18 protein-coding genes and 1 riboswitch are annotated in these 19,042 nt (G+C 70.1%); of the genes, 8 read left to right on the forward strand and 10 right to left on the reverse strand.

What is annotated here, in order from left to right; genetic code table 11:
* From B2284_RS12430 to B2284_RS12440, 3 genes are all read left to right on the forward strand, one after another.
* A partial coding sequence (locus B2284_RS12430) for an aminotransferase class V-fold PLP-dependent enzyme (RefSeq protein ID WP_286697590.1) occupies positions 1-1,032 on the forward strand: 1,032 nt, incomplete at its 5' end.
* A gap of 1 nt (position 1,033) precedes the next feature.
* Positions 1,034-1,543, forward strand: a complete 510-nt coding sequence (sufU, locus tag B2284_RS12435) for a Fe-S cluster assembly sulfur transfer protein SufU (RefSeq protein ID WP_115296209.1) — start codon at positions 1,034-1,036, stop codon at positions 1,541-1,543.
* The gene (locus B2284_RS12440; protein ID WP_006945372.1) at positions 1,540-1,875 is read left to right on the forward strand and encodes a metal-sulfur cluster assembly factor; all 336 of its coding nucleotides are present in this window, start codon (positions 1,540-1,542) and stop codon (positions 1,873-1,875) included. The genes sufU and B2284_RS12440 overlap by 4 nt, the downstream gene beginning before the upstream one ends.
* 88 nt (positions 1,876-1,963) lie before the next feature.
* Here the strand turns inward: B2284_RS12440 and B2284_RS12445 are convergent, their stop codons facing one another.
* Positions 1,964-2,440 carry a C40 family peptidase gene (locus B2284_RS12445; protein ID WP_083603764.1) on the reverse strand — a complete coding sequence of 159 codons (477 nt, stop codon included), beginning with the start codon at positions 2,438-2,440 and terminating at the stop codon, positions 1,964-1,966.
* 3 nt (positions 2,441-2,443) lie between these two features.
* Positions 2,444-2,629, reverse strand: a riboswitch (cyclic di-AMP (ydaO/yuaA leader).
* 115 nt (positions 2,630-2,744) lie between these two features.
* Positions 2,745-3,734, reverse strand: a complete 990-nt coding sequence (ypfJ, locus tag B2284_RS12450) for a KPN_02809 family neutral zinc metallopeptidase (protein ID WP_136788385.1) — start codon at positions 3,732-3,734, stop codon at positions 2,745-2,747.
* A 173-nt stretch (positions 3,735-3,907) separates the two neighbouring features.
* Here ypfJ and B2284_RS12455 point away from each other — a divergent pair, with 173 nt between their 5' ends.
* Both B2284_RS12455 and B2284_RS12460 read left to right on the forward strand, forming a co-directional pair.
* Complete coding sequence (locus B2284_RS12455) at positions 3,908-5,506, forward strand: ABC-F family ATP-binding cassette domain-containing protein (protein ID WP_006945441.1); 1,599 nt, start codon at positions 3,908-3,910, stop codon at positions 5,504-5,506.
* A 9-nt stretch (positions 5,507-5,515) separates the two neighbouring features.
* On the forward strand, positions 5,516-7,378 hold the full coding sequence (locus B2284_RS12460; protein ID WP_074039340.1) for an ABC transporter ATP-binding protein: 1,863 nt from the start codon (positions 5,516-5,518) through the stop codon (positions 7,376-7,378).
* Positions 7,379-7,385: 7 nt separating this feature from the next.
* Here B2284_RS12460 and B2284_RS12465 read toward each other — a convergent pair whose 3' ends face one another.
* The 4 genes from B2284_RS12465 to B2284_RS12480 form a co-directional block, all read right to left on the reverse strand.
* Positions 7,386-8,156: an SDR family oxidoreductase gene (locus B2284_RS12465; RefSeq protein WP_131941057.1), complete on the reverse strand. Its 771-nt coding sequence runs from the start codon at positions 8,154-8,156 to the stop codon at positions 7,386-7,388.
* Between the two features lie 67 nt (positions 8,157-8,223).
* Positions 8,224-9,126 carry an SURF1 family cytochrome oxidase biogenesis protein gene (locus B2284_RS12470; RefSeq protein ID WP_286697591.1) on the reverse strand — a complete coding sequence of 301 codons (903 nt, stop codon included), beginning with the start codon at positions 9,124-9,126 and terminating at the stop codon, positions 8,224-8,226.
* 46 nt (positions 9,127-9,172) lie between these two features.
* Positions 9,173-9,439 carry a hypothetical protein gene (locus B2284_RS12475; RefSeq protein WP_286697592.1) on the reverse strand — a complete coding sequence of 89 codons (267 nt, stop codon included), beginning with the start codon at positions 9,437-9,439 and terminating at the stop codon, positions 9,173-9,175.
* The gene (locus B2284_RS12480) at positions 9,414-9,728 is read right to left on the reverse strand and encodes a DUF3099 domain-containing protein (protein ID WP_286697593.1); all 315 of its coding nucleotides are present in this window, start codon (positions 9,726-9,728) and stop codon (positions 9,414-9,416) included. Before B2284_RS12480 ends, B2284_RS12475 begins: the two co-directional genes overlap by 26 nt.
* A 112-nt stretch (positions 9,729-9,840) precedes the next feature.
* On the opposite strand from B2284_RS12480, the gene fabG reads away from it, so the two are divergent.
* The 3 genes from fabG to B2284_RS12495 all read left to right on the forward strand — a co-directional run bounded on the left by fabG (position 9,841) and on the right by B2284_RS12495 (position 13,365).
* Positions 9,841-10,584, forward strand: coding sequence for a 3-oxoacyl-ACP reductase FabG (fabG, locus tag B2284_RS12485; protein ID WP_286697594.1), 744 nt, complete (start codon positions 9,841-9,843; stop codon positions 10,582-10,584).
* Between the two features lie 69 nt (positions 10,585-10,653).
* Positions 10,654-11,415: an enoyl-ACP reductase FabI gene (gene fabI / locus B2284_RS12490; RefSeq protein ID WP_074045305.1), complete on the forward strand. Its 762-nt coding sequence runs from the start codon at positions 10,654-10,656 to the stop codon at positions 11,413-11,415.
* A 72-nt stretch (positions 11,416-11,487) separates the two neighbouring features.
* A complete protein-coding gene (locus B2284_RS12495; RefSeq protein WP_286697595.1) occupies positions 11,488-13,365 on the forward strand; it encodes a Mur ligase family protein in 1,878 nt (625 codons plus the stop codon).
* Positions 13,366-13,470: 105 nt separating this feature from the next.
* On the opposite strand, the gene cphA is transcribed toward B2284_RS12495, so the two are convergent.
* The 4 genes from cphA to B2284_RS12515 form a co-directional block, all read right to left on the reverse strand.
* A complete protein-coding gene (cphA, locus tag B2284_RS12500) occupies positions 13,471-16,305 on the reverse strand; it encodes a cyanophycin synthetase (RefSeq protein ID WP_136788382.1) in 2,835 nt (944 codons plus the stop codon).
* Positions 16,306-16,340: 35 nt separating this feature from the next.
* Positions 16,341-17,231: a cyanophycinase gene (locus B2284_RS12505; protein WP_115296215.1), complete on the reverse strand. Its 891-nt coding sequence runs from the start codon at positions 17,229-17,231 to the stop codon at positions 16,341-16,343.
* A 10-nt stretch (positions 17,232-17,241) separates the two neighbouring features.
* Positions 17,242-18,513 carry a phosphoserine phosphatase SerB gene (gene serB, locus B2284_RS12510; protein ID WP_115296216.1) on the reverse strand — a complete coding sequence of 424 codons (1,272 nt, stop codon included), beginning with the start codon at positions 18,511-18,513 and terminating at the stop codon, positions 17,242-17,244.
* Positions 18,514-18,619: 106 nt separating this feature from the next.
* Positions 18,620-19,042: GlgC family sugar phosphate nucleotidyltransferase (locus tag B2284_RS12515; protein ID WP_476728573.1), on the reverse strand; the 423-nt coding region annotated here is incomplete at its 5' end.

The following is a 19,042-nucleotide window of genomic DNA, read 5'->3' on the forward strand; positions in this document are numbered from 1 at the left end:
GACGAGATCGTGTTCACGAAGAACGCGACGGAGGCGCTCAACCTCGTCGCGTACGCCTTCAGCAACGCAGGTTTCGACGGCGCGCTCGACGGCGTCGACCCGGAGCTGGCCGAGCGGCTGCGCATCGGCCCGGGTGACGAGATCGTCATCACGCCGATGGAGCATCACGCCAACCTCGTGCCGTGGCAGGAGCTCGCGCGCCGCACGGGCGCCACGCTGCGCTGGTGCGAGATCACCGACGACGGCCGCATCGACCTCGACTCGATGCGGGCGACCGTCGGCGAGAAGACGAAGATCGTCGCCTTCTCGCACGTGTCGAACGTGCTCGGCACGATCAACCCCGTCGACGAGATCAGCGCGATCGCCCGTGAGGTCGGTGCGTGGGTCGTGCTCGACGCGTGCCAGTCGGTGCCGCACATGCCGGTCGACGTGCGCGAGCTCGACGTCGACTTCCTCGCCTTCTCCGGCCACAAGATGCTCGGCCCCACCGGCATCGGCGTGCTGTGGGCGAAGAACACGACGCTCAACGCCATGCCGCCGTTCCTCACCGGCGGTTCGATGATCGAGATCGTCCGGCTCGAAGGCTCGACATACGCGCCCGCACCGCAGCGCTTCGAGGCGGGCACGCCGAATGCGGCACAGGCCATCGGTCTCGCCGCAGCGTGCGACTACCTCGACGCGCTCGGGATGGCGAACGTCTTCGCGCACGAGCAGGATCTCATCACCTACGCGCTCGAGGGCTTCGCGGCCCGGCCGTGGACCACCGTCCTCGGCCCCCTCGATGCCGCTTCCCGCACGGGCGCCGTCGCGTTCACCGTCGACGAGGTGCACCCGCACGACGTCGGCCAGATCGTCGACGACGCCGGGGTCGCCATCCGCACCGGCCACCACTGCGCGTGGCCGCTGCACCGGCGTCTCAAGGCCGTCGCGAGCAGCCGCATCAGCTTCAACGTGTACTCGACCCGCGAGGACATCGACGCGTTCTTCGCGGCGCTCGATCGCGTGCCGAGCATCTTCGGACTGGAGGTCTGAGATGGATCTGTACCAGGAACTCATCCTCGATCACTCCAAGCACCCGCAGCACGCGGGGCTGCGCGAGCCGTTCGGGGCAGAGAGCCACCACGTCAACACCTCGTGCGGCGACGAGATCACTCTGCGCGTCGACGTCGAGGGCGAGGGTGACGACGCCGTCATCAGGGACGTCAGCTACGACTCGATCGGTTGCTCGATCTCGGTCGCGTCCGCGTCGATGCTCGCCGACAACCTCGTCGGGCACACGCTGCGCGACGCGCAGGAGGTCTTCGGCGCGACGCGCAGCATGCTGACGAGCAAGGGCAAGGACGCCGGCGACGAAGAGGTCATCGGTGACGCGATCGCGCTCGCCGGGGTCTCGCAGTACCCGGCGCGCGTCAAGTGCGCGCTGCTGTCGTGGTCGGCCCTGCAGGATTCGCTCGGCAAGCTCGGCCTCGACCTCGCCGGGAGCGCCGCGAACAGCACGAACAGCGACACCACCGCCAGCAGCGACAAGGAGATCACGGCATGAGCGAGACAACCACCCCGCCCGTCGAGTCGGACGTCGAGGACGTCAAGGAGGCCCTGCGCGACGTCGTCGACCCCGAGCTCGGCATCAACGTCGTCGACCTCGGCCTCGTCTACGGCATCACCGTCGACGACTCCAAGCACGCCGTCATCGACATGACCCTGACGTCCGCGGCGTGCCCGCTGACCGACGTCATCGAGGAGCAGGTCGCGACGGCGCTCATGGACGTCGTCGCCGGCCACTCCCTCAACTGGGTCTGGATGCCGCCGTGGGGCCCGGACAAGATCACCGACGACGGCCGCGAGCAGCTGCGCGCCCTCGGGTTCAACGTCTGAGCCACCGCTACCGTACGACGAAGCCCGCCACCTCGATGGAGGTGGCGGGCTTCGTCGCGCTGTGCGGCGTGCGTCAGGATCGAACGGATCAGACGCGGCCGAAGCGGTAGGAGGAACCGGCGCGCGCGAGCTGCACACGAGAGCCGGGTCGCGGTGCGTGCCAGACCATGCCGTTGCCGGCATAGACGGCCGCGTGGTAGGCGTAGCCACCGGAGGTGAGGAACGCAAGGTCACCCGGGCGAGCCGAAGCGCGCGAGACGCGGTACGAGGCTCGGTACTGCTGGTTGGCCGTGCGGGGGATCGAGCGACCGACCTGGCGGTAGCTCCAGCTCGTCAGACCCGAGCAGTCGAAGCGCCACGGGCCGGCCGCACCGTAGACGTAGGGGGCGCCGCGTCGGGACGAGGCGCTGGAGACGACGCGGCGAGCGCTCGCCGAGGTGACGGAGGCGCTGGCGGACGAGGCGGTGCCGACCGAGACCGCGCCCAGCGCGGAGGTGGCGAGGGCGGTGCCGACGGCGACCTTGGACGTGTTTCCCAGGAACGAGCGGCGGGACATGTTCTTCATGTCGGATCTCTCCAGGAGCGCTTACGAGGCATGACCTGTCGGGTTCGAGATCCTAGATTCTCGGCCGGCCTGAGCCGGCTTCACCCCAAGAGCCACCAAGGTGGCTCGGATGCTGGGTGCACCGCTCCCGTCGCTCCGCGCAATGCGGTGATACCTGGCCTTCGTGACGGGACTCAGCGACGAAGCAGGGCCGCACCGACGTCGGTGCGGCCCTGCAAGATTACCATCGGCTCACGGTCGGAACAAATTGAGCGTGCAATCACTTTTGGTCAATTTTCCGACCCGTCCGAGCGTTTTCACGACCTCACTCGACGCTGTCGACGTTGAACGTGTCACACGAGTTGAGGTCGCCCTTCTCGTAGCCGGTCATGAACCACTTCTGCCGAGCCTCCGACGAACCGTGCGTCCAGCTCTCCGGCGTGACGCGACCCTGGGCCTTCTGCTGGATGCGGTCGTCACCGACGGCCGACGCCGCAGACAGCGCTGACTTGATGTCGTCGTCGGTGACCGGCTTGAGCAGCGTGTTGCCGTTCTTGTCCTTCGACTCCGTCGCGTGGGCGACCCAGATGCCGGCGTAGCAGTCGGCCTGCAGTTCGGTACGCACCGAACCCGATTCGGCACCCTTCGGATCCTGCTGTGCGCGGCCGAGCGCACCGAGCAGGTCCTGCACGTGGTGGCCGTACTCGTGGGCCACGACGTACTCCTTCGCCAGGGCGCCGCCATCGGCACCGTACTTGTTCGTCAGTTCTTGGAAGAAGGCGGCGTCGATGTAGACCTTGCGGTCGGTCGGGCAGTAGAACGGGCCCATCTGCGAGCTGGCCGTACCGCAGCCCGAGGACGTCTGCCCGCTGAAGATCACGGTCGGGACGTTCTCGTACTGCGTCCGGCCGTTCGTGAACTTCGGCAGCGCGCTGCCCCAGTAGTCCTGCACCGCGTTGACGGTGCCGACGATGCGGCAGGTGTCGTCACGGTTGGCGTCCGCACCCGTCTTGCACTGCTCGATCGCCTGCGCGACGGAGTCATTCGAACCCGACACGTCCTGCGTGTCCTGGGCATAGCCGTTGAGGCCTGAGCCGTACGAACTGCCCGATGAGCCGGTGCTGCCGCCGCCCGAACTGTCCGGCCCGCCGGTGAGGTTTCCGCCGAAAAGAGCGAAGATGAGCATGAGGATGAGACCGCCGATGCCGCCGACGACCGGGCCCCCGCCCATGCCACCGCCTCCGCCACCGAAGCCACCTGAACCGCCCGAGGTCACCTGCGAGGTGTCGAGCTGCGCGTTGTCGTTGAACGTCAAGAGAGCCTCCGTCTGTCGAGGCGGACGCTGCGTCCGCCTCCCACCATCTCTCGTAGAATACGTGGGTTGGCTTCCCGCCGCAGCGCCCTCGCCGCTGCGCGTCCCGACGCCGCCCCACACCGCCGTCGGCCCACCTCGACGCACCTGCCGCCCCTGAAGGAGCGATTTCACCCGTGATCACCGCCGAAGGCATCGAACTGCGCGCCGGCTCGCGCATCCTGCTCGAGAACGCGACGTTCCGTGTCGCTCCGGGCGACCGCGTCGGCCTCGTCGGGCGCAACGGAGCCGGCAAGACGACGCTGACGAAGGTGCTCGCCGGAGACGGCATCCCCGCAGCGGGCCGCGTCGTCACCTCCGGCGAGGTCGGCTACCTGCCGCAGGATCCACGCACCGGCGACCTCGACGTCCTCGCCCGCGACCGCATCCTGTCCGCGCGCGGCCTTGACGCCATCGCGCGCGACCTGCGAACCGCCGAGACGAACATGGCCTCCGAGGACGACGCCGTGCGCGAGAAGGCGATGAAGCGCTACACGCGCCTCGACGCCGAGTTCACCGCCGCCGGCGGGTACGCCTCGGAGTCGGAGGCCTCGTCGATCGCGAGCAGCCTCGCCCTCGACGAGCGCATCCTCACCCAGCCGCTGCGCACGCTCTCGGGTGGTCAGCGACGCCGCATCGAACTCGCGCGCATCCTGTTCTCCGGCGCGCAGACGCTGCTGCTCGACGAGCCGACCAACCACCTCGACGCCGACTCGATCCATTGGCTGCGCGACTACCTCAAGGCGTACAAGGGCGGGCTCATCGTCATCAGCCACGACGTCGAACTGCTCGACGCCGTCGTCACCAAGGTCTTCCACCTCGACGCCAACCGCGCCGAGCTCGACCAGTACAACGTCGGCTGGAAGGCCTACCTGCAGGCGCGTGAGCAGGACGAGAAGCGTCGCAAGCGCGAGCGTCAGAACGCGGAGAAGAAGGCCGGAGCGCTCATGGCGCAGGCCGACAAGATGCGCGCGAAGGCGTCGAAGGCGACCGCGGCGCAGAACATGGCCAAGCGCGCCGAGCGCCTGCTCGGCAGCCTCGAGGGCGAGCGTCAGCAGGACAAGGTCGCGAAGCTGCGCTTCCCGAAGCCGTCGCCGTGCGGCAAGACGCCGCTCATGGCCGAGGGGCTCTCGCGCTCGTACGGATCGCTCGAGATCTTCACCGACGTCGACCTCGCCATCGACCGCGGCTCGAAGGTCGTCGTCCTCGGTCTCAACGGTGCGGGCAAGACGACGCTGCTGCGGATGCTCGCCGGCGTCGACGCACCCGACACGGGACGGATCATCGCCGGCCACGGGCTGAAGATCGGCTACTACGCGCAGGAGCACGAGAACCTCGACGTCGAGCGCAGCGTCCTCGACAACATGAAGTCCGCCGCGCCCGATCTCGGCGAGACCGAGGTGCGCAAGGTGCTCGGCTCGTTCCTGTTCTCCGGCGACGACGTCGAGAAGCCAGCCGGCGTGCTCTCCGGTGGTGAGAAGACGCGCCTGTCGCTCGCGCTGCTCGTCGTGTCCGCGGCCAACGTCCTGCTGCTCGACGAACCGACGAACAACCTCGACCCGGCCAGCCGCGAGGAGATCCTGGGCGCGCTGCGCGGCTACGAGGGCGCGGTCGTCCTCGTCAGCCACGACGACGGCGCCGTCGAGGCTCTCGAACCCGAACGCATCCTGCTGCTGCCCGATGGCGTCGAGGATCTGTGGGGCCCCGACTACGCCGACCTCATCTCGCTGGCCTGAGGAGCTCACATGTCCATGGGCGCCGGCTGGCAGATGATGCGCTCGATGTCACGCGACTCGAGCGTCAAGGATCAGCGTCTCGCCCCCGGCACGGTGCGCCGCGTGGCGGGCTACGCCCGCGGTTATCGCCGCACGATCGCGGCGTTCCTCGTCCTCGTCGTGCTCGACGCCGTCATGGTCGTCGCGTCACCGCTGCTGCTCAAGCACATCATCGACGACGGTGTCGTGCCGCGACATCGCGACGTCGTCGTGTGGCTCTCACTCGCCGTCGCGCTCGTCGCCGTGCTCAGCGCGGGCGTCACGATCACGCAGCGCTGGCTGTCAGCGCGCCTCGGCGAGGGTCTCATCTTCGACCTGCGCGCCGACGTGTTCCGCCACGTGCTCGCCCAACCCATCGCGTTCTTCACGCGGGCGCAGACGGGTGCCCTCGTCACGCGCATCAACTCTGACGTCGTCGGTGCGCAGCAGGCGTTCACGACGACGTTGTCGACGGTCGTCAGCAATGCCGTGAGCCTCGTCGTGCTGCTCGTCGCGATGACGTCCTTGTCATGGCAGCTGACGCTGGCCGCCCTCGTCCTCGTGCCGTTGTTCCTGCTGCCGACGCGCTTCCTCGGCCGCCGTCTGGCCGGTCTGACGCGCGAGCAGATGACGTTGAACGCCGAACTCGGCGCGCGGATGACGGAGCGGTTCAACGTCGCGGGTGCGCTGCTCGTCAAGCTCTTCGGGCGCCCGGACGAGGAATCGGCGCAGTACGACGCCCGCGCCGCACGCGTGCGCGACATTGGTGTCTCGATCGCCGCGCAACGCAGCATGTTCCTCGTCGCGCTCACCCTCATGGCCTCCCTCGCGACCGCGCTCGTCTACGGCCTCGGCGGGGTGCTCGCGGTCGACGGCGCGATGACGGTCGGCACCCTGCTCGCGCTCGCAGCGCTGCTCGGGCGCCTCTACGCACCACTGACGGCGCTGTCGAACGTCCGCGTCGACGTCATGGCCGCGATGGTCTCGTTCGAGCGCGTATTCGAGGTGCTCGATCTCGAACCGCTCGTGCGCGAATCACCCTCCGCCCGGGCGCTTCCTGACGGGCCACTGGGCGTGAGGTTCGACGACGTCACCTTCGCCTACCCGGACGCCGACGTCGTCTCGCTCGAATCCCTCGAGGCGAACGTGACGGGGGACAGACGCGGGGGAGAGGACGTGCTGCGCGGCATCGACCTCGACGTGCCCGCCGGGGCGCTCGTCGCGCTCGTCGGGCCCAGTGGCGCAGGCAAGACGACGCTGACGAACCTCGTGCCGCGTCTGTTCGACCCCACGTCCGGTGCCGTGCGCGTCGGCGGGCTCGACCTGCGCGAGGCGAGCCTCGCCTCCGTCCGCGACCGCATCGGCGTCGTGACGCAGGAGGCGCACATGTTCCACGACACCGTGCGCGCCAACCTCCTCTACGCCCGTCCCGACAGCACCGACGACGACCTGGAAAGCGCCCTCCGTGCCGCGCACGTGTGGAGCCTCGTCGAGCGGCTGCCGCTCGGGCTCGACACCGTCGTCGGCGATCGTGGACACCGCCTCTCCGGCGGGGAGAAGCAGCGCCTCGCCATCGCACGGCTGCTGCTCAAGGCGCCCGACGTCGTCATCCTCGACGAGGCGACCGCGCACCTCGACAGCGAGTCAGAAGCCGCGGTGCAGGCGGCACTCGCGAACGCGCTCGTCGGGCGGACGTCGTTCGTCATCGCCCACCGCCTCTCGACGGTGCGCGACGCGGACGTCATCGTGGTCCTCGAGGCCGGCCGCGTCGTGCAGACCGGCACGCACCGGGAGCTGCTCGCCACCGGTGGGCTCTACGCCCAGCTGCACGCGACCCAGTTCAAGGAGGACTGAGCGCGCTTCAGAGCGTGCGCAGCGCCCCGCCGTCGACGGGGATCGCGATGCCCGTGAGGTAGGACGCGGCCGGGCTCGTGACGAACGCGGCGACGCGGCCGAACTCCTCCGGCGTGCCGTAACGCCCCAGTGGGATGCCCGCCTCGGCCTTCGCCTTCGACGCCTCCGCATCTCCCGTACCGGCGTCGAGGCTCTTGACGCGGTCGGTGTCGATGCGCCCCGGCAGCAGGACGTTGACGCGCCCGCCGCGCGGGCCGTACTCGTCGGCGAGGGTCTTGGCCGCCATCGCGAGGCCTGGACGCAGCCCGTTGGAGATGGCGAGGCCCGGGATGGGCGACTTCACTGACGACGACAGCACGAGCGTCACCGCCATGCCCGAGGCGGGGTCGAAGGGCGTGTCGAGCACGGCGCGGGCCATGCGCAGCCCACCGAGGAAGACGCTCTCGAACGCGTCACGCCACTGCTGTTCGCTCGTGTCCTCGAGGCGGCCGGCGGGCGGGCCGCCGACGGAGATGACGGCGCCGTCGAGGCGTCCGTAGGCTTCCTGCGCCGTGGCGACGAGTCGCTGCGCAGCAGACTCGTCCGCGAGGTCGGCGACGACGGCGCGCACCCCCGCGGGCGAGTCGAGCCGCGCGGCGGCGTCGTCGATGCGCTCCTGATCGCGGGAGGCGATGACGAGGTCGGCACCGTCAGCGGCCAGCGCCTGCGCGCTCGCGAAGCCCAGGCCCGACGAGGCACCGGTGACGATGTAGCTACGGCCGTTCAGTCCACAATCCATGTCACCATCGTGGCACGTCCGGCGCGTGTGCGGAACACGCCGCCCGCCCCTCGTGAAGGGGACGCGCTCAGGCGTCCTCCTCGTCCCAGATGCGCTGCTTGCGCGGGCGGGGTTTCTTCGCGGGCTTCTTCGTCGGGCGGGCGGGTGTCGTGGATCCGGTCTCTGTGAAACCTGTCGCCGAGGCGCTGTCACCGCCTGCCTCGGTGTCATGCGCCACCGGTGCCTCGTCCGCCAACTCCAGCGAGTCCAGGTACTCACGGCGTGCACGCAGCAGGACGAAGGCATACCCGGCGATGGCACCGAGCCACCACTGCAGCGCGTAGCTGAGGTTGATGCCGGCCGCGGAACCCTGCGACGGCCGGTCGAGCGCGGCGGGCCGCGGCGGTGTCGAGCCGTCGGCCAGCTTCTCCGAACGCATTCGAACGTACCCCTGCGCGAGCGTCGCGCCGGTGGCACGCTCCACGTCAGCGACGGAGATCGACGAGACCTGACCGTTCACCTCGGCGCGGCCCAACGACTTCTCGCTCGGGCGGACCCAGCCCGTCAGCGTCACCTCGCCCTTCGGTGCCTGCGGGATCGACGCGGGGCGCGCCGCGGTCTCGCCGTTCGCGACCCACCCGCGGTCGACGACGACCTTCATCCCGTCGACCTCGAACACGCCGAGCGTCTCGTATCCGAAATCGCCGCCGGGGCCGGGGCGGTTGCGCACCAAGAGTGGTTCGCCGACGTAGTGGCCGCGCCCGGTGACCTGCTTCCACTCGTCCGACTTCGCCGGCGCCCGCGAGGTGCTCAGCTCGCGGCTCATCGGGGTGGGGGTCGCGTCATAGTTGGCGTCGATGCGGTTCTGGATCGTGCTCTTGTCCTCCCAGCGCCCCCACTGCCAGAACCCGGCAATGACGCACAACGTCGCCCACAACGTGGCCACGAGGAGCCAGGTCAGCCAACGTCGGGTCGTGAGAATTCTCAGCACCGCACCAGCCTATCGACGGGCGCTGAACGTTGCGCGGGCGGCCGCCTCAGCCGTCGGTGGCGCGCAGCTCGGCCGGCCGCACGGTGTCGCGGTGGAAACCGCGCATCGACAGGAACTCGCGCAGTGTCGGCTCGTGCTCGGCGCAGGCGAGCCACACCTTGCGCCGCTCGGGCGTGTGCAGCGTCGGGTTGTTCCAGCGCAGCGCCCAGGTTGCCTCGGCGCGGCAGCCCTTGGCGCTGCAGCGCAGCGCCGGAAATGCGGTGCTGGGTTCGTCACCGGGGGCGGAATCAGCGAGGTTCGCGCGCAGATCCATGGATCTCCTTGTGTGGCACCGGTGGTGGTGTGACGGCGCCCATCGTATCGATGCGACGCCTGCCCGTCGCGTTCGCGAAGACGACGGCGACGTACGGCAGGATCGCGGCGAGGGCGAAGAACACGAGGCTGAGAGGGCGAAGGGGTGACCAGGTGAGGACGGCGGCGATGAAGCACACCGTCCTGATGCCCATCGAGATGAGGTAGCCGCGAATGCGGCGGCGCTGATCGTCCTGCGCCGATTCGGGCAGGCTCGTGGCCGAGAGCCGTCGCTGCCCCTGATCCGCCATGGCCTCACTGTATTCGAGGTCCCCCGGCTCGCCCGAAACGCCCCGGATTGGTCTACCCGGGGGTAGTCGATAGCGTGCGACGAAGAACACCGCCCCATCCCGGAAGGTCCCCATGACCACCTCGCCCGAGACCACCAGCGCCCCGTCGCGCCGCCGCACCGTCCTCGTCACCGGGGGCAACCGCGGCATCGGGCTCGCCATCGCGCGGCGCTTCCAGGCGCAGGGGGACGCCGTCGTCATCATGTCGCGCTCCGGTGAAGACGTCGAGGGCATCCCGGCCGTCACGGGTGACGTGACGAACTCCGAATCGGTCGACGCGGCGTTCGCGAAGGCCGCGCAGATCGCCGGCGGGCCGATCGAGGTCGTCGTCGCCAACGCCGGTATCACCGACGACGGCCTGCTCATGCGCATGAGCGACGACTCCTTCGAGAACGTCGTCGACACCAACCTCGCCGGCGCCTTCCGCTGCGCTCGTGCGGCGTCGACGGGCATGATCCGGCGCAAGGGCGGGCGCATCATCTTCGTCTCCAGCGTCGTCGGCCTGTTCGGCTCCGCGGGCCAGACCAACTACAGCGCGTCGAAGGCCGGGCTCGTCGGCCTCGCCCGCTCCATCGCGCGTGAGCTCGGCGGGCGCGGCATCACCGCGAACGTCGTCGCGCCCGGCTTCATCGAGACCGACATGACGGCCGCACTGCCCGACGAGCGTCAGGCGGCGTACAAGGCGACGATCCCGGCGGGTCGGTTCGCGCAGCCCGACGAGGTCGCCGCGGCCGTCGCGTTCCTCGCCTCCGACGACTCGGCCTACATCAACGGCGCCGTGATCCCCGTCGACGGTGGCCTCGGCATGGGTCACTGACCGGCGGCCACCCGCCAGTCACCCGCGCACGCACGCCCCCAGTTTCCGCACCATCACGAAAGGCCGGCCATGGGTCTGCTCGAAGGCAAGAAGCTCCTCATCACCGGTGTCCTCATGGACTCCTCGATCGCGTTCCACGTCGCGCGCATCGCGCAGGAGGAGGGCGCGCACGTCGTCCTCACGAGCTTCGGGCGCACGATGAAGATCACCCAGACGATCAGTCGGCGCCTGCCGCAACCCGTCGAGGTCGTCGAACTCGACGTGACGAACACCGAGCACCTCGACACGCTCGCCGAGCGTCTGCGCCCCCTCGTCGGCGAACTCGACGGCGTGCTGCACTCGATCGGCTTCGCGCCCCAGGGCGCGTTCGACTTCATGAGCGCGACGTGGGAGGACGTCTCGACGGCGCTGCACGCGTCCGCGTACTCGCTCAAGGCCCTGGCCGCCGCCTGCGAACCCCTCATGTCGCCGGGGGGCGCGATCGTCGGGCTGACGTTCGACGCGAAGTTCGCCTGGCCCGTCTACGACTGGATGGGCGTCGCCAAGGCGGCGTTCGAGTCGACCAACCGCTACCTCGCGCGCGACCTCGGCCCCAAGGGGCTGCGCAGCAACCTCGTCGCTGCCGGCCCGATCCGTACGACCGCCGCGAAGTCCATCCCGGGCTTCGAGCAGTTCGAGCAGACCTGGGACGAGCGCGCGCCGCTCGGGTGGAACGTCGGCGACCCGGTGCCCGCCGCGCGCGCCTGCGCGGCGCTACTGTCCGACTGGTTCCCGGCGACCACCGGCGAGATCGTCCACGTCGACGGCGGCGTGCACGCGATGGGGCAGTAGGACCAGGGCCGGCCTCGTCCAACCCGTGTCCCGTGGGTGCGCCCCGCTCGCCGGACGCCTACGCTTTCGCCCATGACTCCTGAACCGGCGCACGCGCGAGTCGAGTTGCTCGGCAACCGTGTTCTCGATGGCCCCAACCTCTACTTCACCCGTCAGGCGATCAAGACGACCCTCGACCTGGGGGCGTGGTGCGCGGCCCCCGAGGAGACAGTCTCCGCTGCGTTTCGGGCCCTCGATTCCCGCCGCCCCAAGATCGGCGAACCAGGCGGGCCCGTGCGCGACCGGTGCGTCATGCGCCTCGCGGAGGTCGTGACGCGTCAGATCGCTCAACTGAGCGGCACGGGCCGTCTTGGCGTGCGCGTGCGCCACGGGGAGGAGCCGGGCGAGTACGTCGTCGCCTTCCCGTGGAACCGGCGCGAACGTGGCCGTGCACTGGGGCGCGCCATCGCGCGTGCCCTCGACGATCTGCTCGACACCGAGCGCGCGAACGGCGCCTGTGTGCGCGCCGCCGCCGACGTGAGAGACGCCGAGCAGGGACCGCGCGGGACGCTGCCGCGGCCGCGCGTCCCCGTCATCTCGATCACCGGCACGAACGGCAAGACGACGACGACGCGCCTCGTCGCGCACATCGCGATGACGGCCGGGCGCACGACGGCGTGGAGCTCGACGGACGGCGTCCTCGTCATGGGTGAGCACATCGAGCACGGCGACTACTCCGGCCCGGCCGGCGCACAGGCCGTCCTCGCGACGCCGGGGCTCGAGGTCGCGGTGCTCGAGACCGCGCGCGGCGGGTTGCTCAACCGCGGCATGGGCGTGCCGTACAACGACGTCAGCGTCGTCACGAACGTCACGTCCGACCACCTCGGCAGCGGCGGCATCAACACCGTCGACCAGCTCGCCGAGGTCAAGGCGATCATCACGAAGGTGACGCGACCCTCCGGCTGGTGCGTGCTCAACGGGGACGACCCGCGCGTGTGGGCGATGCGCGTCGGCACCCCCGCCCAGCTCGTCGCGTTCACTCTCGACCCCAACGCCCCCTGCATCCGCGAGGTGCGCGCGGCGCGCGGCAAGGCGTTCACCGTCATCGACGGCTTCATCGCGTGCATCGAGGACGGCGGCATCGACATGCTCGTCAGCCTCGACGACGTACCGATGACGCTCGCCGGGCTGTCGCGCCACAACGTCGCCAACGCGCTCGCGGGAGCAGCGGGGGCGCTCGCGCTTGGCCTGCCGCGCAGCGCCGTCGTCCAGGGCCTCAAGACCTTCGCGCCCGACGCGACGCTCAACCCGGGGCGCATGAACGTCTACAGCCTCCCGCTCGGGGCAGATCAGCAAGCGAGCGTGATCATCGACATGGCGCACAACGAAGGTGGCCTCGAGGCCCTGCTCGACGTCGGCCGCGGCCTCGTCGCGCCCGGCTCGCGGCTGCTGCTCGGCCTCGGCACCGGCGGCGATCGCAGCGACGAGATCCTCGTCGCCCTCGGCGAACTCGCCGGGCGCGGCGCCGACGTCGTCCACGTCGTGCACAAGGAGCACTACCTGCGCGGTCGCACGATGGAGGACCTCGAGAAGCACCTGCGCGATGGGCTGTCGCATGTGGGCGCGCACGCGGAGGCGAGCCACGAGACCGAACTCGACGGTCTGCGTGGCTTGCTCGACGTTGCCCACGACGGTGACGTCGTCGCCGTCATGACGCACAGCCACCAGGCCGAACTGCACGCGTGGCTGCTCGAGCACGGCGCGACGACGGACGGCCCACGCGAGATCCGCCGCAAGGTGCGGGCCGCCCGCGGCAGCGGCGACGCCCCCATCGATTCGGTGCCCGACGAGGCACGCGACGACGTCCGTATCGCCATCGACGCGCTCGAACGAGCGGCGTCGCACGACACGTCACCGAGTGTCTTCGGCGACATGGCGACGAGCCTCGAGGCACTGCTCGAGTCGCCCTGACGGCATGCTCGCCGAGGCGACCGGAACACGGACAAGCGCCCGCCACACGACGAACCCCGGCTGCGATCACACAGGATCGCGGCCGGCGTTCGTCGTGTGCCGGCGTCAGCTGGTGGGCAGGAATTCGTCGATCACGTCGTCCTCGGGCGACTCGAACACGGCGTCGCGGCTGAAGTCGGGGTCGCCGGGGTGAGCGGCCTCGTCGGCGTGGGCGCCGGGCGTCGCGAGGTGCGTCAGGTCCTCGAGCGTGGCCATGACACGGGCGTGCTTGTCGGCGCAGATGACGACGAGGTCGCCGGCGCGCGCTGAGTCGATCGCCACCTGCGTCGCCTCGAGCTCGTCGAGCACGGTCTCGACGCTCGCGGCGCGTGCCTCACCCGAGTCGATCGCCTGCTGGGCACCTTCGGCGACGAGGGCTGCGGTCTCGCCGGGCGCGCGGCGCCGCAGGTTGTCGTCCTCGCGGATGATGACGTGGTCGAACCACTTCGCGGCCAGTTCGCCCATCTCGCGGATGTCCTGGTCGCGTCGATCCCCGGCGGCGCCGACGACGACGGTGCGCTGCACGCGCGTCGACTTGTTCTTGCCGGCGACGTAGCGGTCGACGAACTCGCCGAGCAGCTGCAGACCGGCCGGGTTGTGGCAGTAATCGACGAACACCTCGGCGTGGTCGACCTCGATGCGGTTGAGGCGGCCGGGGGAGAGGTAGTAGCTCGTCGTGAACGTGCGCAGCCCCTGGCGGATGTCGTGCAGCGGGGCACCCGCGGCGAACGCGGCGCCGGCCGCGGCGAGGGCGTTGGCGACGTTCATGCGCGCAGCGCCGTTGAACGTGCTCGGCAGCAGGTGCGTCCACGCGAGCTGCATGGAGCGTCGGCCCTGCTTGAGGACGATCATCTCGCCCTTGTCCGTCGGCTCGAGCACGACGGCGCGGTCACCACGCACGCAGCGCTCGTCGATGAACTGGCGCACGCGACTACCGGGCGCCTCCATGGAGAACCACACGATCGTGCCGCGGCACACGCGTCGCATGCGGCGCACGTACTCGTCGTCGGCGTTGAGGACGGCGAACCCGTCGCGCGGGACGGCCTCGACGATGACCTGCTTGACGTTCGCGAGATCTTCGAGCGAGTTGATGCCGCGCATGCCGAGGTGGTCGCTCTGGATGTTGGTGACGACGGCGATGTCGTTGCGGTCGTAGCCGAGGCCCTCGCGCAGGATGCCGCCGCGTGCCACCTCGAGCACCGCGAAGTCGACGCGCGGGTTCTGCAGCACCATCTTCGCCGACTTGGGGCCGGAGGCATCACGCGTGATGAGCAGGCGTTCGTCGATGACGATGCCGTCGGTCGAGGTCATGCCGACCTTCTTGCCGAGGCCCTTCATGATGTGCGCGAGCATCCGCGACGTCGTCGTCTTGCCGTTCGTGCCGGTGACGGCGACGATCGGCACGCGCGAGGGTGAGCCGGGCGGAAACAACAGGTCGACGACCGGCTTGGCGATGAACTGCGGCTCACCGACCGTCGGGTGGGTGTGCATGCGGAAACCCGGCGCGGCGTTGACCTCGCAGATGGCGCCGCCGGTCTCACGTACAGGGACGGTGATGTCGGGGCAGATGAAGTCGATGCCCGCGACGTCGAGGCCGATGAGGCGCGCGGCCTCCTCGGCGATCTCGACATTGTCGGGATGCGCGTCCATGGTGCGGTCGATCGAGATGCCCCCGGTCGACATGTTGCCCGTCAGCGCGAGCTTCACCGTCTCGCCCTCGGGCACGACGGCGTCCATCGCGTAGCCCTGGTCGGCGACGAGGTCGCGGGCGGCGTCGTCGACCTTGATCTTCGTCAGCACCTTCTCGTGCCCGTAGCCGCGCCGCGGGTCGGCGTTCGTCAGTTCGATGAGCTCGTCGACGGTGTGCTCGCCGTCACCGACGACGTGCGCGGGCACGCGTTCGGCGATGGCCGCCATCCTGCCGTCGATGATGAGGCAGCGGTAGTCCTTGCCGGTGACGAACGACTCGACCTGCAGCACGCCGCGCCGGCTCTGCGCCATCGCGATGTCGTAGGCCTCGCCGACGGCCTCGTCGTCGGTGAGGTCCAGGCACACGCCGCGGCCGTGGTTGCCGTCGAGCGGCTTGACGACGACGGGGAAGCCGATCTCGCGAGCCGCCTGGATCGCGCCCTCACGCGTGCGCACGACCTCCGACTTCGGCACCGGCAGCCCGGCCGAGCCGAGCAGGTCGAGCGTCAGGCTCTTGTCGCACGCAATGTCGACGGCGAGGGCCGACGTGCGGCTCGTCATCGTCGCGCGGATGCGTTGGGCGTGCACGCCCTGGCCGAGCTGAACGAGGGAGGCGCCGTTGAGGCGCGTCCACGGGATGTCGCGGCTGACGGCCTCGTCGATGATCGCCTGCGTCGACGGGCCGAACGCGCGGCGCTGCACGAGGGCGTGGAACGTCTCGAGCGCGGCCTCGACGTCGAAGCCGTCCTCGGGGTGCACGACGTGGTTGACGATGCGCACGGCGAGCTGGCCGGCGGCAATGCCGACGCTCTCCTCGAGGTAGGCGTAGACGACGTTGTAGCGCCCCTCCTCGCCCTTGACTCCGCGCGTCTTGCCGCGGCGCACGTCGTGCCCGGCCTCCTGCTGCAGCTGCAGCGCGAGGTGCTCGGCGACGTGGCCGAGCCAGGTGCCCTCGTGGAGGCGCTCGACGAAGCCGCCCTCCTTGCCACGCGAGCACGAGTGGTGCTGCAGGCCGGGGAAGAGTTCGACGAGGCGATCCGCGAAGCCGGGGATCGCGTGCGTCGGGTAGTACTCGAGCACGCCGAGATCGACGACGAGGTGGATCGCGGGGTCGTAGGACCACACGTTCGGGCCGCGGTAGACGCGCGTGCTGACGATGCGCAGCGACGGCTCGATGGGGCCCGGTGCCTGCGGGATGTCGATGACGGTCATGTTCTGTTCTTCCCCTCGAAACGACGTGGACGCGATCAGTGACGCAGCGCGGCGGCAGCGGTCGCGGTGTCGTGCTGGTCCTTCGCCGCGGTGACCGCGACGTCGGCGTGCTGTTCGACGAAGTCGGTCAGCGTGGCCGTCTCCAGGTCGAAGGTCGCCCCGTAGGGCAGCGAGTGCACGACGGCACCGGTGACGAGCAGCGGCGCGTCGCGGCGTGCCTCGTGCGCGTCCGTCTGCGCCATGCGCGCGTCGACGACGAATACGGCGCCGGAGCCGATGATCGTCATCTCCCGTCCGTTCGTGATCTCCGCGGCGGTGTCCTCGTCGATGCCCATGCCGAGCAGGCTCGGTGAGCCGGCGACGAGGGAGAGCAGGCGCCCGTAGCGCGAGCGCTGGTCGAAGTGCTGGTCGATGATGACGCCCGGCACGAGGCCGAGGCCCTGCGTCAGCTGGCTCGCGCGCTGACGGGGCGTCACGCCCTCCTCGCCCATCGAGATCATGAACTGGCTCATGATCGACGCGCCGGCGCTCGTGCCGGCGATGACGGCGCCGCGCTCGTGGGCGCGCAGGATGGCCTTGCCGAGGGGCGTGCCGACGATGAGCTGGCTCAGCTTGAGCTGGTTGCCGCCGGAGATGAAGATGCCGCTCGCGGCGTCGATGCGCTCGACGAGTTCTTCTGAGGATGAGTCGACGCGCGACTGCGGGTCGACGCTGCCCACGCTCGGGCAGCCGAGGCGTGTGAAGACGGTCGAGTACACCTCGATGACCTCGTCCGCCATCGACGATGCCGTCGGGATGACGACGATGTTCGACTTGCGGCCGCCGGCGAGGCGCACGAAGCGGCGCAGGATGGTCACACGGCCGATCTTGTCCTCGGCGCCGCCGATGATGAGCAGGGAGCGTCGGGGGTCGCTACGTTCAGGCATGCGCCATATGTTAGGCGTCACGCTGCGTCGCCGCAGCGGCGTCCACGTCCGTCGCGTCGAGCATGACGGTCGCACCATCGGGCGTCTCGAGCGCGTCGAGGTCGTCGGCTTCCTCGATGTCGTCGCGGCTGATGCCGAGGAAGAACAGGACACTGTCGAGGTATGGGACGTTGACAGAGGCGTCCGCCTGCGCCCGCACGACGGGCTTGGCATTGAAGGCGATGCCGAGGCCCGCGAGGGCGAGCATGTCGAGGTCATTGGCGCCGTCGCCGATCGCGACGGTGCGCTCCAGCGGCAGGTGCTCGGCCTCGGCGAACGCGGCGAGCGCACGTGCCTTGCCCTCGCGGTCGACGACGTCGCCGAGGACTCGCCCGGTCAGGGCGCCGTCGACGATCTCGAGGGTGTTGGCGCGCGCGTGGTCGATGCCGAGGGAGGCGGCGAGGGGCGCGACGACTTCGATGAAGCCGCCGGAGACGACGCCGACGGTGAAGCCGAGCCGCTTGAGGGTGCGCACGAGCGTGCGGGCGCCGGGCGTGAGGCGGATCTCGGCGCGCACCTCGTCGAGCACGCTCGCGGGTAGCCCCGCGAGGGCCTCGACGCGTTCGTGCAGCGATTCGGCGAAGTCGATCTCGCCGCGCATGGCGCGCTCGGTCACCTCCGCCACCTCGGCCTCGCGGCCCGCGCGGGCGGCGAGCAGTTCGATGACCTCGTCCTGGATGAGCGTCGAATCGACGTCGAGGACGACGAGTCGGCGGCCACGGCGCGCGAGCCCGGCCTCGGCGACGCTCGCGTCACACCCCGTCTCGTGCGAGGCCTCGAGCACCCGGCGGCGAAGCTCGATGACCTCGACGCCCGAGACGTCGAGCTCGATCGCGGTGACCGGCGTGCGCGCGAGGCGGCGCACGCGGTCGATGTTGCCGCCGTGGTGGACGACCTCGGCCGAGATCTCCGCGAGGGCCTCGGCGGGCAGCGTCGGTGCGAGCAGCGTGACGACGGCGCGTCCGGGCAGGCGCACGACGTCGTCGCTCATGCCCTCGGCGAGCGTCAGGGCGAGCGAGCGCAGGCGGGCGAGGCGCTTCATCTCGAGGACGAGTTCGTCGGGTTCGGCTGCGCTGACGAGGAACGACAGCGTGATGCCACCGCCGAGGACGGCCTGGCCGACGTCGACGATCTCGACGCCGAACTTCGTCATCGCGTCGGTGAGCTCGTGGAACAGCCCGGGGGAGTCGGTGCCCTGGAACGTCAGGCCCAACAGGTCGGTGCGGCGCGCGTCGTTGTTCACCCCTCATTCATAGCGTGAAGGCGCCGCGTTCGCATCCGGTGTTCACGACGTGAGGCCGACCCGCGCCCGAGCGCGAATCGGCCTCACCCCCAGGGGCGTAGCTCGATCAGGGGGTCACGACGGTGCCCTTGCCGACGACGACGATGCCGGAGTCGGTGACGGTGAAGCCGCGGGCGCGGTCGGCGTCGTGGTCGATGCCGACGTGGGTGCCCTCGGGCAGCGTCACGTCCTTGTCGATGATGGCGCGGCGCACGATGCACGAGCGTCCGACCTTGACGCCGTCGAGCAGGATCGAGGAGTCGATGTCGCTGAACGAGCGCACGACGACGATGGGCGAGAGCACCGAGTGGCTGACCGTCGCGCCGGAGATGATGCAGCCGGGGGAGACGATCGAGTCGACGGCGGTGCCGGTGCGCCCGTGGCTGCCATGGACGAACTTCGCGGGCGGCAGGCTCATGCCGGACGTCGTGTGGATCGGCCAGCGGTCGTTGTAGAGGTTGAAGATCGGGTGGATCGAGACGAGGTCCAT

The sequence above is a fragment of the Dermacoccus sp. UBA1591 genome, assembly GCF_002322065.1.
GTDB lineage: Bacteria > Actinomycetota > Actinomycetes > Actinomycetales > Dermatophilaceae > Dermacoccus > Dermacoccus nishinomiyaensis.

Coding starts and splice junctions, on each gene's coding strand:
- B2284_RS12505 (WP_115296215.1), bottom strand. CDS start 17,231: ATGCCTGAACGTAGCGACCCCCGACGCTCCCTGCTCATCATCGGCGGC.
- B2284_RS12440 (WP_006945372.1), top strand. CDS start 1,540: ATGAGCGAGACAACCACCCCGCCCGTCGAGTCGGACGTCGAGGACGTC.
- B2284_RS12445 (WP_083603764.1), bottom strand. CDS start 2,440: ATGAAGAACATGTCCCGCCGCTCGTTCCTGGGAAACACGTCCAAGGTC.
- B2284_RS12495 (WP_286697595.1), top strand. CDS start 11,488: ATGACTCCTGAACCGGCGCACGCGCGAGTCGAGTTGCTCGGCAACCGT.
- cphA (WP_136788382.1), bottom strand. CDS start 16,305: ATGACCGTCATCGACATCCCGCAGGCACCGGGCCCCATCGAGCCGTCG.
- fabI (WP_074045305.1), top strand. CDS start 10,654: ATGGGTCTGCTCGAAGGCAAGAAGCTCCTCATCACCGGTGTCCTCATG.
- B2284_RS12460 (WP_074039340.1), top strand. CDS start 5,516: ATGTCCATGGGCGCCGGCTGGCAGATGATGCGCTCGATGTCACGCGAC.
- B2284_RS12480 (WP_286697593.1), bottom strand. CDS start 9,728: ATGGCGGATCAGGGGCAGCGACGGCTCTCGGCCACGAGCCTGCCCGAA.
- B2284_RS12475 (WP_286697592.1), bottom strand. CDS start 9,439: ATGGATCTGCGCGCGAACCTCGCTGATTCCGCCCCCGGTGACGAACCC.
- B2284_RS12465 (WP_131941057.1), bottom strand. CDS start 8,156: ATGGATTGTGGACTGAACGGCCGTAGCTACATCGTCACCGGTGCCTCG.
- fabG (WP_286697594.1), top strand. CDS start 9,841: ATGACCACCTCGCCCGAGACCACCAGCGCCCCGTCGCGCCGCCGCACC.
- sufU (WP_115296209.1), top strand. CDS start 1,034: ATGGATCTGTACCAGGAACTCATCCTCGATCACTCCAAGCACCCGCAG.